The organism is Pseudomonas fluorescens (assembly GCF_900215245.1).
GTDB lineage: Bacteria > Pseudomonadota > Gammaproteobacteria > Pseudomonadales > Pseudomonadaceae > Aquipseudomonas > Aquipseudomonas fluorescens.
Window position 1 is genome coordinate 4545753 of record NZ_LT907842.1, and the last position, 15969, is coordinate 4561721.

General features: G+C 59.6%; 19 protein-coding genes. 10 read left to right on the forward strand and 9 right to left on the reverse strand.

The features are described from left to right. Positions 1-146: 146 nt before the first annotated feature. The 3 genes from CPH89_RS21345 to CPH89_RS21355 are packed head-to-tail and all read right to left on the reverse strand — an operon-like array spanning position 147 to position 3179. Positions 147-1247 (reverse strand): DNA alkylation repair protein, encoded by a 1101-nt coding sequence (locus tag CPH89_RS21345; protein ID WP_053255457.1) that lies wholly within the window; start codon positions 1245-1247, stop codon positions 147-149. Between the two features lie 16 nt (positions 1248-1263). Then, the gene (locus CPH89_RS21350; protein WP_053255458.1) at positions 1264-2610 is read right to left on the reverse strand and encodes a glutamine synthetase family protein; all 1347 of its coding nucleotides are present in this window, start codon (positions 2608-2610) and stop codon (positions 1264-1266) included. A gap of 11 nt (positions 2611-2621) precedes the next feature. Continuing rightward, on the reverse strand, positions 2622-3179 hold the full coding sequence (locus CPH89_RS21355; RefSeq protein WP_053255459.1) for a helix-turn-helix domain-containing protein: 558 nt from the start codon (positions 3177-3179) through the stop codon (positions 2622-2624). On the opposite strand from CPH89_RS21355, the gene CPH89_RS21360 reads away from it, so the two are divergent. The 3 genes from CPH89_RS21360 (at position 3178) to CPH89_RS21370 (ending at position 4181) form a co-directional block, all read left to right on the forward strand. Next, positions 3178-3594 (forward strand): nuclear transport factor 2 family protein, encoded by a 417-nt coding sequence (locus tag CPH89_RS21360; RefSeq protein WP_232005392.1) that lies wholly within the window; start codon positions 3178-3180, stop codon positions 3592-3594. The two genes, CPH89_RS21355 and CPH89_RS21360, sit on opposite strands and share 2 nt — an antisense overlap. Before the next feature lie 86 nt (positions 3595-3680). Next, positions 3681-3989, forward strand: a complete 309-nt coding sequence (locus tag CPH89_RS21365; protein ID WP_053255460.1) for an RcnB family protein — start codon at positions 3681-3683, stop codon at positions 3987-3989. 6 nt (positions 3990-3995) lie between these two features. After that, positions 3996-4181, forward strand: a complete 186-nt coding sequence (locus CPH89_RS21370; protein WP_053255461.1) for a hypothetical protein — start codon at positions 3996-3998, stop codon at positions 4179-4181. Here CPH89_RS21370 and CPH89_RS21375 read toward each other — a convergent pair. The 3 genes from CPH89_RS21375 to CPH89_RS21385 form a co-directional block, all read right to left on the reverse strand. Next, a complete protein-coding gene (locus CPH89_RS21375; protein WP_053255462.1) occupies positions 4168-4443 on the reverse strand; it encodes a DUF1652 domain-containing protein in 276 nt (91 codons plus the stop codon). The genes CPH89_RS21370 and CPH89_RS21375 overlap by 14 nt on opposite strands. A gap of 14 nt (positions 4444-4457) precedes the next feature. Then, the gene (locus tag CPH89_RS21380) at positions 4458-4709 is read right to left on the reverse strand and encodes a CsbD family protein (RefSeq protein ID WP_053255463.1); all 252 of its coding nucleotides are present in this window, start codon (positions 4707-4709) and stop codon (positions 4458-4460) included. 130 nt (positions 4710-4839) lie between these two features. After that, positions 4840-6336: a helix-turn-helix transcriptional regulator gene (locus CPH89_RS21385; protein WP_053255464.1), complete on the reverse strand. Its 1497-nt coding sequence runs from the start codon at positions 6334-6336 to the stop codon at positions 4840-4842. 196 nt (positions 6337-6532) lie between these two features. Between CPH89_RS21385 and CPH89_RS21390 the strand changes: the two genes are divergently transcribed. Together CPH89_RS21390 and CPH89_RS21395 are read left to right on the forward strand one after the other, a co-directional pair. Next, entirely contained in the window at positions 6533-7501 is a 969-nt protein-coding gene (locus CPH89_RS21390; RefSeq protein WP_053255465.1) for a hypothetical protein, read from the forward strand. A gap of 78 nt (positions 7502-7579) precedes the next feature. Next, entirely contained in the window at positions 7580-8200 is a 621-nt protein-coding gene (locus CPH89_RS21395) for a transglycosylase SLT domain-containing protein (protein WP_053255466.1), read from the forward strand. A 9-nt stretch (positions 8201-8209) separates the two neighbouring features. Here CPH89_RS21395 and CPH89_RS21400 read toward each other — a convergent pair whose 3' ends face one another. Both CPH89_RS21400 and CPH89_RS21405 read right to left on the reverse strand, forming a co-directional pair. Further along, positions 8210-9097: a nitrilase family protein gene (locus CPH89_RS21400; RefSeq protein WP_053255467.1), complete on the reverse strand. Its 888-nt coding sequence runs from the start codon at positions 9095-9097 to the stop codon at positions 8210-8212. A gap of 165 nt (positions 9098-9262) precedes the next feature. Then, entirely contained in the window at positions 9263-9508 is a 246-nt protein-coding gene (locus tag CPH89_RS21405; RefSeq protein WP_053255468.1) for a DUF6124 family protein, read from the reverse strand. A gap of 397 nt (positions 9509-9905) precedes the next feature. On the opposite strand from CPH89_RS21405, the gene CPH89_RS21410 reads away from it, so the two are divergent. Further along, positions 9906-10250, forward strand: a complete 345-nt coding sequence (locus tag CPH89_RS21410) for an FKBP-type peptidyl-prolyl cis-trans isomerase (RefSeq protein ID WP_053255469.1) — start codon at positions 9906-9908, stop codon at positions 10248-10250. 12 nt (positions 10251-10262) lie between these two features. Further along, on the forward strand, positions 10263-10862 hold the full coding sequence (locus CPH89_RS21415; RefSeq protein WP_053255470.1) for a GNAT family N-acetyltransferase: 600 nt from the start codon (positions 10263-10265) through the stop codon (positions 10860-10862). A gap of 24 nt (positions 10863-10886) precedes the next feature. On the opposite strand, the gene CPH89_RS21420 is transcribed toward CPH89_RS21415, so the two are convergent. Next, a complete protein-coding gene (locus CPH89_RS21420) occupies positions 10887-12344 on the reverse strand; it encodes an aminotransferase-like domain-containing protein (RefSeq protein WP_053255471.1) in 1458 nt (485 codons plus the stop codon). Positions 12345-12633: 289 nt separating this feature from the next. Here CPH89_RS21420 and CPH89_RS30640 point away from each other — a divergent pair, with 289 nt between their 5' ends. The 3 genes from CPH89_RS30640 (at position 12634) to CPH89_RS21430 (ending at position 15969) form a co-directional block, all read left to right on the forward strand. Further along, positions 12634-12996: a hypothetical protein gene (locus CPH89_RS30640; RefSeq protein ID WP_232005395.1), complete on the forward strand. Its 363-nt coding sequence runs from the start codon at positions 12634-12636 to the stop codon at positions 12994-12996. A gap of 26 nt (positions 12997-13022) precedes the next feature. Next, positions 13023-13646 carry an SGNH/GDSL hydrolase family protein gene (locus CPH89_RS30645; protein ID WP_232005397.1) on the forward strand — a complete coding sequence of 208 codons (624 nt, stop codon included), beginning with the start codon at positions 13023-13025 and terminating at the stop codon, positions 13644-13646. A gap of 121 nt (positions 13647-13767) precedes the next feature. After that, the gene (locus CPH89_RS21430; protein ID WP_053255472.1) at positions 13768-15969 is read left to right on the forward strand and encodes an iron-containing redox enzyme family protein; all 2202 of its coding nucleotides are present in this window, start codon (positions 13768-13770) and stop codon (positions 15967-15969) included.

The window sequence follows — 15969 nt, forward strand, 5'->3', positions numbered from 1 at the left end:
GGGCGCCTCGGGTGACACATTGAAACAACTACCCGGTGGGTAGCAATAAGGCACAGATGATAATGGGTCTCAACAAAAAAATCTAGGATTGTTCGACAATGACGTTGGCTGAAAGGCCCGGAATAGAGCCTTTTGTGTAAGAAGTGTCAGGGTTTCAGCAGCTCAAACTCGGCGGTTCCAAGCTTCTCGCCATTGATCAGCACGTGTACCGAGTGTTTGCCTGGGTAGTGCTTGCGCGTGGTCAGCTCGCGGATAGGTTGCTCGCGGCGAATGCTGTGATGCTCACCCGCTTCCAAGGTAAAGGCCTTGAGCTTGAACACCTTGGCCGCGCTATGCCCGGCGCTTTTTACGTAGTCGATGGCGTAGTCCACCACCAGTTTTTGTGCGGTGGCGGCAGTGGACTCCAGGCTGAAAGAGAGGCTGATGCGCTCGCCCAACGTGATCACTGCCGGTGTGACCGTCAGGTGATGAATCTTCACCTCGGCGCGGGCCCCGGCGCCGATGATCGTCAGCGCGCGGGTGTTGCCTTGCTTGATCAGGCTGCGCAGCGCGTGGCGGGCGATCCACGCGGTGTGCGGGTTATCCAGGTGCCAGCCTTCGATCAGGCTGAGCACCCAGTCGGGGTCATCCTTGGTGATGTCATTGAGGTGGTTGGCCACGGATTTGCGCACATACAGGCTGCTGTCAGCCTTGAGGTTATCGAGGATCGACGCGCACAACTCGGGGTTGGCCTGCACCTCGGCGAGGCGAAAGGACCAGGGCAGGCGCGGGCGTGAGCCTTCACTGGCGAGGCGCCGTACATGTTCGTTGTCGTCCAGCGACCATGCCTGCAGCACGGCCAGCGTGCGCTTGAAGTCGTGCAGCAAAAAGTGGCGAATGGCGAACTCGGCCGAGCCAAACGTAGTGAAATATTTGAGCGCGGCCATGGAGCGCTCGAAGTCGCCTTGGCCGTAACTGGCCACATAGTGCGGCAGGAACAGGCTGACAAACCCACTGTTCAGACGCGGGGCGAGGGCGTAAAGCAGCTTGAGGGTTTGCGCATAATCCAAGGGGATGACGGCGTGGAGGCTTTCGCTGACCCGCGCCATGCGCTGCATCACCGACAACTCGGCAAGCCCCGCCTTGGCATGCTTGAGAAACCCCTTGGCGTCGAACGCCGGGTACACCGCCGACATTTCGCGGGCGATGTGCTGCAGGCGTTCGACGTTGAAGATTTCCTTGAGGGCTGGGGCGCTTTGCTCGGTCATCGGGGGTTCCAGGGCGTCAGAGAAACCAGCGGTATTCCCGCGCGTTGATCTCTTGTTGAAAGGCCAGATGATCCTGGCGTTTGTTCTCGCAATACACGTCGACAAATTCGCCGCCCAGTTTATCGCGCACCACGGGTTGATGTTGCATGGCGCGCACGGCGTCGAGCATTTCCAGGGGGAAATCGGCACCGCTGTTTCGGTCCTCGTTCAACGGGGCGAAGGGTTCTTGCCTGGCTTCAAGGCCATGCTCCAACCCTGCGAGGATCGCCGCCAAGACCAGATACGGGTTGGCATCGGCACTGGCCAGGCGGTGTTCAATACGCAGGTTGCGCGGGTCGGACTCGGGAATGCGCACGCACGCATCGCGGTCCTCAAAGCCCCAACTGGCGCGGGTCGCCGCATTGACCGTACCGCCCAGGCGGCGGAAGGCATTGTGGTTAGGCGAGAAAATCGGCATGCAGTGCGGCAGCAGTTCCAGGCAACCGGCCACGGCGTGACGCAGCGGTTGTTGCTGGTGCGCCGCGAGCACATTGTTGCCCGCGCCGTCGTACAGGCTCACGTGCACATGCATGCCGCTGCCAGGGTATTGCAGATAAGGTTTGGCCATGAAGCTGGCGCGGTAACCGTGTTTGAGTGCCACGCCACGGGTACTGCGGCAGAACAGGGCGGCCCAGTCGGCTGCGCGCAGGCCGTCGTCAAGGTGGCCGAAGTTGATTTCAAACTGGCCGGGGCCGAGTTCGGCGGTGATGACGGTGATGTCGATGCCCTGGTCCTTGGCGGTTTGTGCCATGTCGTCGAGCACTTCAGAAAAGCGCGACAACCGTTCGATATGCAGGTTGGGCTGGTCATCGGGGTCATCGCTCAGCGGGTCGCGGGCGAATTGAGGCAGGCCGCTGTCCAGCTTTTTATCGAACAGATAGAACTCCAACTCGAACGCCACCACCGGATGGATGCCTTTGTGGTGCAGGCGCTCCAGGACCTTGGCCAAGACTTCGCGGGGTTCGAATTCGATCGGCGCTTCGGTACCGTCCGAGGTAATCAGCATTTGCCCCAGCGGCTGTGACTCCCAGCTCACCGGCTTGAGCGTGCCTGGCACGAGGCGGCGGTTGGCGTCCGGGTCGCCATCGTGAAAGCAATAGTCACCAATCTTGAACAGCCCGCCCTGCGCCCCCAGCAGCACAGCATTTTGCGGCAGCTTCAACGGGCTGCCGGCAGCGACTTTTTCCAGCATGTCCACCGGGTAGCGCTTGCCATAGAAATGCCCGGGAATGTCCAGGGCGATCAGGTCAACGTAACGCACGTCAGGGTGGTTCTGGCGGAACGTCCGTACCTCGGCCAGCAGCGTGGAGGAATGGCTTTTCACGGGTCTTGCTCCTAGTTGTAAACCCACAGCACGCGGGCGGGCAGTTCAGTCAGGTTGGCATAGCGGCAATGGGCGAAACTGGCGAGGTGGAAGCTGTCGCCAGGGCCGAGGGTGACCGGATCGGCCTCACCGTCCACCCACAGCGTCAGTTCGCCCTCCAGCACAAAACCGGCCTGCTCGGCGCGGTCGCTCATGGTCTGTTCACCGCTGTTGGCGCCGGGTGCCAGCAGGCTGTCGAGCATCGAAAAGGCCGCGTTCATGCTCGGCGAGACCAGGATGTCGGTAATGCCATTGGCGTAGTACACCGTGCGCCGCTCGTTGGGACGCGTGACCCAGGCCACCCCCTTGGGTTTGGGCAGGCTATAGAAATAGGTGGTGGGCACATCGAGGGCGTGGCTGATGGCAGTCAAGTCCGCCACGGTCGGGCGCGACAGGCCGCGTTCCACCTGAGACAGGAAACCCACCGAGCGCTCGATTTTTTGCGCGAGTTGGGCGAGGGTGAGTTTCTTGTGCTTGCGCAGGTCGTGGATCAGGACGGCCAGGGTGTCGAGTTCTTGTTGTTGGTTCATGAAATTTATTTCGATAAATTTCATGAAAAAATACAGGATTTATTTCATGGGAGCAATGGACATGGCATTGGAAGCGCTTTTATTCGAGCAGGAACAGGCGCTGCAGGGGTGCACCACCCGTTCAGACGCAGCCCAACTGTCGCAGTTGCTATCCGATGATTTTTTTGAGTTTGGCGCCAGCGGGAATGTTTGGGGCAGCAAGGCCGAAATAATGACCGGCTTGTTGGATGAAGGGTTTTGCGCGCGGAGCATGACGGGGTTTGCGGTGAACGTGTTGGGTGAAGGCGTAGCGCTGGTGACTTATCGCGGCTATCGGGAAGGGGTTGGGCATTCGTTGCGCAGTTCAGTCTGGCGCGAAGAGGCGGGGCAGTGGCGGATGGTGTTTCATCAGGGCACGCCGGTGGCCGTTGTATAACCCCCCTTGAAGTCGAGTTCTGGCTGAATGATTCTGCGCGTGCGCGGTCGGAACCTGGGTACGCATCATTCATTGAAGGAGCACCCATGAAGTCTAAAATCCTCGCCGCTTGCCTGCTGGTCGCCACCGGCCTGTCCACCGCCAGTTTTGTCGTGCAGGCCGGTGATACGCCCCAAGAAACCGTAAAGCCTTCAAACATCAACGCGCGTGATTTGAAAGAGGGCGACCGCGCCCCCGATATGCTGATGCGCAAGGAATCGGCCGTCAGCGATTGGAAAAAACGTGGCCTCAAGCAGCCTGAAGCAGACAGCCAGTGGGCTCGGGTGGGTGACAGGTTTGTGCTGCTGAAAACCACCAACGGCACCATTCTCGAGATCACGCCCGTCAAGAAATGACCGCTGTTGTTGGCTGACGCTGGCGCGAAGGTAACCGACCACACCGGTCGCGTTACCTTCAACGCCAGCCTGCCGGCCCACGGCATGTTCTGCATGCTGGCGGCGTTTATCGTAGGTGGTGGGGTGTTTTACGTGAGTGGCGCGTCGTTGAAGCGGCGGCCACTTGGGCAGTGCGCGGTTATTGCGCCGTAGGCGACAGGGGCAGGTCGTCCAGCGTCAGGTGGCCCATGGTGTTGCTCTGCAGTTCATAGCGCAGTTCTTCAACCATTTTTTCCACGGCCTGTGGCGACTGCAACTTGCTGACGCTGATGCCCGTGACCACCAGGTCAACCCGGCCACTTTCGGCATCGAACACTTTCAGTGTCAGCGAAGCGTCCCGGCACAAGGTGAATTCGCAGGTGAGGGGCAGCAGCGCCTCTTCAATGCAGTTACGTAGTTGCGAGAGCGTGAACATGTGGCTCAGCCTCCTCACCGACGACGCAGCAACAGACCCACAAGCAGACCGATTCCGGCACCGACAGCCACGGTAGCCAGCGGTTTGTTTTTGGCAAATTCGCTCACCGTCTCCAGCGCGTCGCCATAGGTTTGCTGCAATTGGCCTGCGGCCTGGCGGGCAACACCTTCAGCGTGCAATTGCTCATCACCGGTCAGGTCGCCGATAAAGCCCTGGGCCTTGCCCGCGACTTTCTCCATGGCGCCTTTGACTTGTTCGCTTTTCATGGTGCATTCCTCAAAGAGATCAAACCTGATGGCACGGGACTTAAAGCCCTGTGCCCACTCTTCAAGGTTATGCAGCGCATCACGACTCAATAAGGCGAATTTGCACTGGTTGCACTAGTGCATTTGCACTCTATTGCTTGGTTTTTACTCGCAATTCACCGGCGAACAGCCCGCGTTCACGGGCCCAAACGATCGCCGCGCTGCGGCTGTGCACACCGAGTTTGGAGTACACCGTGGCCACATGGTTACGCACCGTGTTGGGTGCCAGTTTCAGGCGCGAAGCAATTTCCTTGTCGGCCAGGCCTTCGCAGATCAAGCCCAGCACATCGCGCTCACGGGCGGTCAGATCGGTAAAGCTCACGCTCGGCAAGTTGGGGCTGTTGACGCTCTTGGCGTTGGCCAGTTTCTCGATCAGGGTTTGGCTGAACCACGAGGCGTCCTGCATGACTTCCTCGATGGCCGCCACCAACTCCAGTTCCGAGCGTTTGCGCTCGGTGATGTTCATCATGACCAACAGGTAGCAGGGCACGTCCTCGATAATCACGGTGTCGGCGGAGACCACGCAGTCGATCACCTCGTTACCCTTCTTGCGCACCTTGAGGTCCTGGCCGTCGAGATTGCCGGCTTTTTCCAGGGTGGCGAACAGCTGCGCGCCTGCCTGGGGGCTGTCGATAAAGTGGATGTCTTCGACGGTTTTGCCGATCAGTTCTTCGCTGATGTAGCCCGTGATGTTCATGAATGCTTCGTTGATATCCACCACCTGCCGGTTGGCGGCGCTGCATACCAGCGTCGGCACGGGCGTCAGGCGGAACGATTTGGCGAAGCGTTCTTCGCTCTGGCGCAGGGCTATTTCCGCCTTGCGTCGCGGCTCCAGGTCAGTGAAGGAAAACAGCATGCAGTCTTCCTCGTTCATGTCCAACGGCTGGCCGGCGACGATCACCAGTTTGCTGCCGCCTTCGGGCAAGCGCAGTTCGGCCTGCATCTGCGGGATGGTCGCGCCTTCGCCCAGGCGCTGCACGGCCAGGTCCTTGCGCTCGGCATGCTCCAGCACATCCAGTTCATACACCGAGCGGCCGATCACTTGGTCTCGGTTGTAGCCGGTCATCTCCAGGAAACCCTGGTTGACCTTGATGTAGCGCAAGTCACTCAGGCGGCAGATCACCGCGGGCGCCGGGTTGGCATTAAAGGTTTTCTCGAAGCGCTGCTCGGCGCTGGCCCACTCGGTGGCGTCGCTGAGGATCAGCACCAACAACTCCGGCTCGCCGTGGGCGTCGTTCAATACCAGGCTGCGCACGCGGTGCACCCAACTGCGCTCTTCGTCGGCCGTTGGGGTGACTTCCACGACCACATCGCTGAATTCTTCACCGGCCGCCACGCGGCTGAGCGGGTAGTTGTCCAGTTGCAACGGATGGTTGTTGCGGTAGCGCAAGGCGAAACGCTCGGCGTATTGCTTGGTATTGGCACCGAGCTGCTCGACCTCGCTCACCCCATGCATGGTCAGCGCGGCTTCATTCGCCCAGAGAATGGTTTGGTCGACCTCTGCCAGGATCACACCGTCGGATAAGCCGGAGATGATCTGCTGCAAATGGCGGCGGTTGGTTTCTTTCGCGAGGACATCCTGGCTCATGGTTTCTCCCGGTAGATGGCACATGGGGGTACGACACCCGGGGTTGAGGATAGTGCAGAGAAAGTGCGACGCGGGAAGTGCGAATGTACCAGTTCATCTGGTGCATTTGGACCACGACTGAACGTATGTCCTTTCGCCACACTCACAACCATCAAGGCACTGTGCCTTGCTCTCATAACTTGTGAAGGACCTTTGTATGACCACTGTCTATGAAACCAATCGTTCGCTGTTTCGTGTGTCCTGGAGCTCGGTATTGGCCGGTAGTGCAATTGCACTGGTGACCTATTTGGTGCTGAGTGTGCTCGGTACGGCTATCGGGGCGAGTGCCGTCGACCCGATGCAAGCAGGTAACCCGCTGAGTGGCTTTGGTACGGGCGCCGGGATCTGGCTGTTCGTGTCGACACTGATCGCCATCGGCGTCGGTGCCTTCGTGGCTGGCCGCACAGCGCCGGATCGCGGTGGCCTGCACGGTGTGTTGACCTGGACCGTCACCACCTTGCTCACCACCTGGCTGTTGGCGGGTTTGGCCGCCAGTGTGGTCGGCACCGCTGGCAACGTCGTGGGCAAAGGTCTGTCGGCTGCCGGTAGCGGCATTGCGGCGGCAGCACCGGGCATTGGTAACAGTGTTAAGCAGCAGTTGAGCGAGCAGGGCATCCAGCTGGATTGGAACAGCCTGCAAGGCCAACTGGACACACTGCTCAAGCAAAGCGGCAAGCCTGAATTGGACCCCGCCAACGTTGAGCAGAAGGCTGACCAGGCTGCCGCTGACGGCAAGCAATCGGCTACCGCTGCGGCCACCGATCCAGCCCAGGCTGGCGAAGCATTGAAGCAGTGGTTCGAACGCGTGAAAGCCTCGGGTGAACCGGCGCTGAACGCTGCGGATAAAGATGCACTGATCAACATCGTTGCCGCCCGTACCGGCAAGAGCAAAGAGGAAGCGACCCAGATCGTCGACAACTATGCCCAGGCTTATCAGCAAGCCATGCAAAAAGTTGACGAGCTGAAGCAGCAGGCCGAACAGAAAGCCCGTGAAGCCGGTGAAGTGGCGGCTAAACAGCTCTCCCACGCAGCCTGGAGCACCCTGGCCCTGTTGCTGTTGGGCGTAGCCCTGAGCTTCTTTGTCGGGCGTATGGCGCTGACCACTCGCCGAGTGCCTTTGGCTTAAAAGTGTTTGCGGCAAGGACGCCGCTTTGCTGAACGCGTAAAATGCCGGCTTTTTACGCGGATTACGCAAAGGTGCACTTTGAGCGCAGGCAAAATCGTCGGGCTGTTATTACTCACCTCAATGCTGGCGGCGTGCGGTACGTCGCCGCCACGCACACCCAACGACATCTGCGGCATCTTTCGCGAAAAAGATGACTGGTACGATGCCGCCAAGGTCACGCAAAAACGCTGGGGCGTGCCGATCCAGGTGCCGCTGGCGATCATGTATCAGGAGTCCGGCTTCCGTCAGGACGCCCTGGCCCCGCGCAAATACCTGCTGTGGATCATCCCCTGGGGCCGCGTCTCCACCGCCGCCGGCTATGCCCAGGCCAAGGATGAAGTGTGGAGCGACTACCGCAAGAGCACCGGCCGCAGCGGCGCCAACCGTCGGGACTTCGACGACGCCATCGATTTTATCGGCTGGTACATGGACAAGACCTACACCATCAACGGCGTGTACAAATACGACGCCTACGGCCAATACCTGAACTACCACGAAGGCTGGGGCGGCTACCGCCAGCGTACCTATGCGGCCAAAGCCTGGCTGCCGCCGGTGGCCAGCAAGGTACAGGCCCGTTCGCAGATGTATGCGGCGCAATACGCGGGCTGCAAGAATGATTTGGGGCGCGGGTTTTGGAGTCGGTTTTGGCACTGGTTGTGAGTGGGCCACTTATCGCGGTAATGCACGGTGTCGGGTGTAACCGAGTGTCTGATCGTAGAGATCAATGCGCCGATCCCTTTGCAAGTCGTTGAGGCTATTCCAGATCGGCGCGCTGCGCGCATGGCTGAGGTCGATATCGGCGAACACGAGTTCCTGTCGGTTGGCTGACGCGATTTTGCCGATAGGCCAGCCATGGGTCCCGGCAATCAACGAACACCCCAAGTAACGTGCATCGCGTTCTTCACCGATTCGGTTGGCGGCGGCGATAAACACGTTATTGACGTGAGCGGCCGTCATTGTCAGATAGGACGCCATACACGTGCCGGATTCATCGAACACTGGGGGCGGCGTCCATACCCAGTTGTTCAGGCTGCAAATAATATCGGCCCCTTGCTGGCTGAGAATGCGCGGTACTTCGGGAAACCAGATGTCCCAGCAGATCAACAGGCCAATTCGGCCGATGGGCGTATCGAAGACTGGAAAGCCCGTATCTCCAGGGGTGAACCATAGCTTTTCCAAATTCCAGAGATGAGCCTTGCGGTACTTGCCGATAAAGCCGTTCGGGCCTATCAGAACAGCTGTGTTGAATAACTGCATGCCGTCGATTTCGTTCAAGCCCGCGGCCAGATACACCTGATGGCGGCAGGCAAACTCCACCCATGCCTGCACGCTTCTGCCTTTGGGAATGGGTTCGGCGTGATCGAAGGCATCCTGGCGATTGGCAAAGTAATAACCGCAGTTTGAAAGCTCCGGCAGCACGATCAACGTGGCGCCGCCGTTCGCGGCTTCCGTCGCCAGCTCCAGGCTATGGCGCAGGTTCGCGCTGCGGTGGTCGGTACCCACCTGAGGATCGAATTGTATGACGCAAACATGAACAGGGCTGGTGGCTTGGTGCATTGCGGATGACCTCTTAGGGAATGCAACCTTGGTGGTTGGCCTTTCATAAGAGTCGATTTGATCGGTGGGGATAAATCAGGCGCTTTCACTTCGAGTTGTCAGAGGGGCTTGCAAATCGGCTGAGTTTATTCGCGGCAAGAAACCCGACTTCTTGCCGCGACTTGCTTAGTGCGGCTGCATGCACTCCAGTGACCGGTCGACCATCACGCTGGCCATGTCCACCAGGTGCAATACCGAGATCACCAATGTGCGTGAATCACCGTCCAGTTGCTCACTCGCCGTCTGTGCCGCAACGGCTGCACAGCGCAGCACACTGCTGGCGTGGGCCAGGGCGTCTTCGAAGCTGAGCGCTTGGGTGGTGGTGAAGAAGTGCGGTTCTGATGCGGGTGGTGCGGGGACAAGTTTGTCCATGATTTCAACTCCTAATCAAAGTTGGAAAGTCACCACCATCGCTACCAAACGACGTTTAGGGTGGTGACCGTGCGCAGATTGGTAGACCGGTGATTAGGACCCGGTGCACCCGAAGGTGCCCTGCGCACGGCCACCATAACGCAGGGCCGAAAAAAAGCGCCTTGCAGAAGGGGGCGCTTTGCGCCTAATCACTCGTGGTCTACCAAACCCCGAATCACTGAATTGGCAGTGACCGACGCAGACTAGCCATGCAATTTGAGCGGCGCAAGCGGCTGGGATTCTCTCGGAAACGTCCTGCAAGTTAAAGGGAAATGTCGTTGATCAGACTGTTCCTACACTTGCCAAACCCACCCGTTTCTGGGAAAACCCCAGCCTTTACACCTTCAACGAGCCTCCCATGAGTCACGACGAACTCCAGATCACTGATATCCGCGTGGGCGACGGCAAAGCCGTGGTCAAAGGTGCGCTGATTACCACCCAATACACCGGCACTTTGGAAGACGGCACGGTGTTCGATTCGTCCTGGGAGCGTGGCAAACCGTTCCAATGCGTGATCGGCACCGGGCGCGTCATAAAGGGCTGGGATCAAGGCTTGATGGGTATGCAGGTCGGCGGCGTGCGCAGGTTGTATGTGCCTGCGCACCTGGCCTACGGCGAACGCTCGATGGGCGCGCATATCAAACCCAATAGCCATTTGCGCTTTGAGATTGAGTTATTGGAAGTGCTGACGCGGGATGACTGAACGGAGTTGAACATGGACGTTGATTCACCGCCGTTGCCGGGTTGCGCCGTCACGGGTGTTCGAGTGGTTGAACTGCAGGTCAGTGATGCGGCTGAGTTGCAGCGGTTTTTTGAGCTGGCGCCGGATTATTTCATCGCAGTCAACGGCGAGCCCGCTTTGCCGACTGAGGCGCACGAAGAGTTGCAGGGCCAACTGCCCGCAGGCTGGCGCTGCAGCCGGATGTACTGGTTGGGTTACCGCGATGCGGATGATCAATTGGTTGCGGTCGTGAACATTGCCGCCGACCTGTTGGCGGCCGGTGTGTGGCATATCGGGCTGCTGCTGGTGCATACGCGCTTGCATGGCACCGGGCTTGCGCGGCAGCTGCATGCGGATCTTGAGGCGTGGGCTATCGGCAAAGGCGCCCAGTGGTTGCGGCTGACCGTGGTCATCGGCAATCACAAGGCCGAGCGCTTTTGGCCGCGGCTTGGGTATGTGCAGGTACGACGCCGTGAAGGCATTCGGATGGGGCGGCAGGTCAATTGCGTGTCGATTCAGGTCAAGGCGCTGACCGGCGGGCGGGTGGATGAGTACCTGGAGCGAGTCGGTCGGGATCGCCCCGACTCGCCGTAACCGCCGCAAGGCAAGCGTGCCACCTCAAACGGTTGGGCCATCCTGCCGGGCCTGGCCACCGTTGGCCTCCAGTTGCTTCAGTTGGCTGATGGTTTGCCCGACCTTGAGTACCGCCATCTCGACTTTGCGCGTCGGTGCATTGGCGAAGTTCAGGCGGATGCAGTTTCGGTATTTTCCTGCTGCCGAGAACATATTGCCGTTCGCCACTTGGATGTCCTGAGCTTCGAGCAGCTGGTTGAGGGTGTAGATGTCGAACTCATCGGGCAGTTCGACCCACAGCGTAAAGCCCCCCTGCGGTTGGCTGACGCGGGTGCCTGCCGGGAAATAGCGGTTGACCCACTCGCTCATCAGGTCGCCATTGCGCTTGTATTGTTTGCGCATTCGACGCAGGTGCAGGAGGTAATTGCCCTTGGCGATGAATTCGGCAACCGCCAACTGCGGCTGGGTGGCCGTCGCGCCGGAGCCAATGTATTTCATGTGCAGCACCTGTGGCAGATAGCGCCCGGGTGCGATCCAGCCAACGCGCAAGCCAGGCGCGACTGTCTTGGAAAATGAACTGCACAGCAGCACCCGATTGTCCTCGTCAAAGGACTTCAGTGAGCGCGGCCGTGGATAGCGGTGCGACAGGTCACCGTAGATATCGTCTTCTATGATCGGGACGTCGAAGCGCTGGGCCATGCGTATCAGTTTGAGTTTGCGCTCGTCAGGCATGATGTAGCCCAACGGGTTATTACAGTTGGCGGTCAACTGGATAACCTTGATCGGCCATTGCTCCATGGCCATTTCCAGGGCTTCCAGGTTGATGCCCGTGACGGGGTCGGTGGGAATCTCCAGGGCCTTGAGGTCGGCCGCCTTGAGGATCTGCATCATCCCGTGATAGCTCGGCGAGGCAATGGCGACAATGTCGCCGGGTGAGCAAATCGCGCGGATGGCGGTGGAGAGGGCTTCCTGGCAACCGCTGGTGACGACGATATCGGCCGGGTTCAGGCGGCAGCCCGAATCAATCGACAGCCTTGCGATCTGCTCGCGCAACGCCAATACACCCTGAATCCGGTTGTACTGCAGGCTGGCGTTATCGCTGCGCCGGCTGATGCGTGCCATTGCCGTCAGCAGTGGCTTGAGCGTGGGCGCGGTGATGTCCGGCATGCCACATCCCAATTGAACAATATCGGCGTTCTCATCGAAGCGCATCAGCTCCTGGACCATATCCCATTGGGAAATATCCACCGGGCGCAGGATCGGCCGGCCCATTTGTGGCAAGGGCGCGATGCGTCGGTTGGCCGGCACGAAGTAGCCCGACTTGGGGCGTGGTATCGCAAGCCCCGAACATTCCAATACACGGTAGGCCTGTTGCACGGTCGTCAGGCTGACGCCGTGCTCATGGCTGAGTGTGCGCACAGAGGGCAGGCGCTCGCCGGGGCCATAAAGGCCCTGCTCGATGCGGCTGCTGATAAATTCGGCGAGGTTCAGATAGAGAGTCATGGTTCTGACTGTAGCCGCTCATCTGTCACTTAAGAAGGTACAGAGAGGGGTTTTTTTGAAGAATTTTCTTACAAAAAGGCCAATCTGTATTTAAAAGATTGGGGTTTTCTGTATCTGCAATACACATCGTGGTCTTGGGATGATGAGCCCCGTAACGGTGCAGGACCATGGTTAGGGTAGTCGCGAAATGGCAAGGCAGCACCTGGCACAGTCAAATTTCAAGACATGCCCGGCATGACCCATACAGATACCTGAATCTGCCCAGCGAATAACGAGAGGACCACGCGCAATGACGGCAAGGATGACGCTCACACCGCAAATGGCCGAATATGAACAGAAGTTCACCGATGGTGGCGAGGTTCGTTGGTTACCTTATTTGATGTACTTCCACCCGACTGACCATCGCTCCTTCGTGGTCAATACCGATTCGGCGGGGTTTCGCTACTCGGAGTCGTTGACCACGCGGTATTCGGTGGCCGACGGTGGGCAAAGCAGTGGCCCGGTCAGGTTGTTGGCGGGCAGCTCGACGGTATTCGGTATTGGCGCCAGTGCTGACAGCCAGACATTGGCGTCGCGCCTCACCCAAAACGACCCCGTGGTCAGCACTGGCTCAACTTTGGCGGTCGCAGTTTCAACTCCACTCAAGAATTGACCCTGTTCACCCTTAATAAGCATCGTTTGCCGAAGGTGGACGAGATCGTGCTGTTTTCCGGTTTCAACAACCTCGGCCTGGCTCGGCAGCCCGAACATTATCGCGGCGAGTATGGGGCGTTCTTCAATTGCCATCAGTTTTTCGAGGCATTGGCCCCTGCGGAGCCGGCGTCCACGTCGTGGAGCCTGTCGAATCTGTTTGGCAAGGCGCAGGAACCTGAGCCCGAGCCCCCGGCGCCGCAGTCGATGGAGGAGCAGATTGACTACGCCGCCAACCTGACCTTGCAGCACCTGGATATCTGGCGTGCCCTGGCCGCCGACATGGGGGCGAAGTTGACGTTCATCCTGCAACCGCTGGCCGGTTGGGTACGGGAAACCGGTAGCCCGGAAGAACAGCAATTGTTCGCCGAGCTCGACCAGGCAGGAAACTTCACCGACGTGTACGGCGACATCCTGCAGACCTCAGTGCGTGAAGCCTACGCCCAGCGTTTGCGGGCCGGGGCACAGGGCATGGGCGTCGGTTTTGTCGATATCACGCCTTTGCTGGCTGAGGCCCTGGGCCCGGACGATTGGCAGTTTGTCGACCGTATTCACTTCACCGACTTCGGCAACGACCTGGTTTCGAAACTTATTCTTGATGTCACTCGGTAAAAGGACTTGCTCATGAAATCGATCAAAAAGTTTTTTCAGCGCCTGTTTGGAAAAAAGAAGAAAAAACCCGACTCCTCTATTTATCCAATGTTCTGACGTTTGATTGGACAAGGTATCGGCTATGGATGGCTCGGTTTCAACGCGCATGATGGAAGAGGGTAGCTGGCGCGAGTTGTATCGCCTGGCGCTCGACCCTGAATGTTTTCTGGAGGCTGCGTACCTCAACCGTCTGTTGGGCAGCGGCGAGCCAACGCCGCTGGCGCTGCTGTCGCCTCGGATCGATCAGTGGCAAGTGTCTCAGGCAACGGCATACGCCAGCGCTGCGGCGCTGGCCGCTGAACGCAACAACACCCTTGGCTTTGCGCAGGCGCTGGCCACTTATTCGGCGCCGATGGCCTCGGTGCTCGGCTGCTGGCTTCAAGGCATGAGTGCGCCCGGGGTTTTCGAAGACCCGGCGCAGCTACGAATCATGCAATTGTTCGCCCATGACGTGGGCGTCGGTTACCCGAATGCGTCACGGGCCCACCATTTCAAGGCGCTGCTGGGCCAGTTGCAACTGACGGCTTATGCCCTGGCACCTGCGCAACTGTCGACGTTGCCGGACCTCAGTGACGACGCATTTGAATTGCCTGCATTGCTGTTGGCGCTGAGCCGGCGCAGTGATGAATTTGGTGATGAGCTGTGCGGTATCGACTGGGCATTGCGGGCGGTGGGGTTATGTCCGGGCTGGGCGGCGATGGGGCACCTTGACGGTATGGCGCTGGAAGTACGGCGCCTGGACCTGAGCGAGTCATTCCCTGGCATGGAGCCGGCTTCGCTGCGCCAGATCAGCCAGTGGGTCGCGCGCCAAGTGGCGTTGCAAAGTGACGCCCGCCAGGCCCGCTTGATGCGTGGCGCCAGTTGGGTATTCGGCGCGTTGCAGCGCTGGAATGCCCGGCTGTACAACGCTTCGTTGACCGCCACGTGCCCGCAGCAGGCCATGATGCAGCTGGTGCAACGCTTGGCCAGGGTTGGCGCGGTGTATCACCAGAACTACCTGATCGAAGGCCGTAGCCTGGCGCTCTGGCTTGAGGAGGCCCAGACCGACCCGGCGCCCTTGCTGGATGTGTTGTCCCGCAGCCGCTTGATCGTCCCCGGCAACGCGAAAAAAAGCCTCTTGGTGACCAGCCTCGTAGCGCCGACGGGGCGCATGTTCCGCATCTTCAGTGACGCGGATTTGAGCGTGATTCGCCAATGGATCGACGCCTTACCCCAGCTCGCCGGCAGTCAGCAGCTGCCTCGCCAACCGGTCGATAACGTGGCCATTGAGGCCCGCCAAACCGTGGGCGCCGAGGCCAGTCTCGGCCATTGGCCCCAGAGTTTGCGCGAAGCCTATTTCGTTTTGCAGGGGCGAGCGCTGGAGGCCTCCACCCTGCAATTTGCTCACGCCTACGTGTCCCGTTGGCTGGCGCGTTCGCAGCGCTCGCTGAACACCTCCGGGCGCCAACTGCCCGAACACTGGGGCACCCATGTGCTGCGCGCCTGGTTGCTCGACAAGCATGACCAGCACGGCCAGCAATTCGATAACAGCGACCCGGCGCAAATGCCGAGTCGTGAAGAAATCGTTGATTCAACCCTGCAGCTGGCGCCCTTGACGCTGATCGACGGTGCCTGGCTGCAAGGGTTTACCGATGTCGGGTTGGCGTCTTCCCATGTCGGCTACAGCTTGTTTCAGACGTATTGGGATGAGCTGGGCAACGGTGTCGCTGCGCTCAATCATCCGAAGATCTACCGCGACGGCTTGCGCGAGATGGATTTCGAGCTGGCGCCAACCGGCAGCCGTGAATTTGCCGAGGACCCGCGCCTGGACGAGGCGTCGTTTCGTTTGCCGGTGTATTGGCTGTGCCTGGGCAAGCTGCCGGTGACCTTTATGCCGGAAATTCTCGGCATGAACCTGGCGATGGAGTTATCCGGCGTGGGCGGTACTTATCGTTCTGCGCGACGTTTTCTGCGCCACTACGGTTTCAGCACCGCGTTCGTCGACCTGCATAACACCATCGACAACGTTTCCACCGGGCACTCGGCCTGGGCTGCTGATGCGATTGACGCGTACATGCGTGCATTGACCACGGCGCAAGCCGTTGCCGAGCAATGGCAGCGCGTGCGCGTGGGCTATGAATCACTCGCGCCGATGCCGGGCAAGTGGGATTCGATATTGAGTCGACTGGGCCTGTCATCGGTAGGGCGGGTGTTACCGCGTACGCAGCGGGCAACGGCTTCAAACGGCTATCTCCATCATCTGCCGATCACTCGCGAAGTGTTGGCGCACGCGACCGATCAGTAA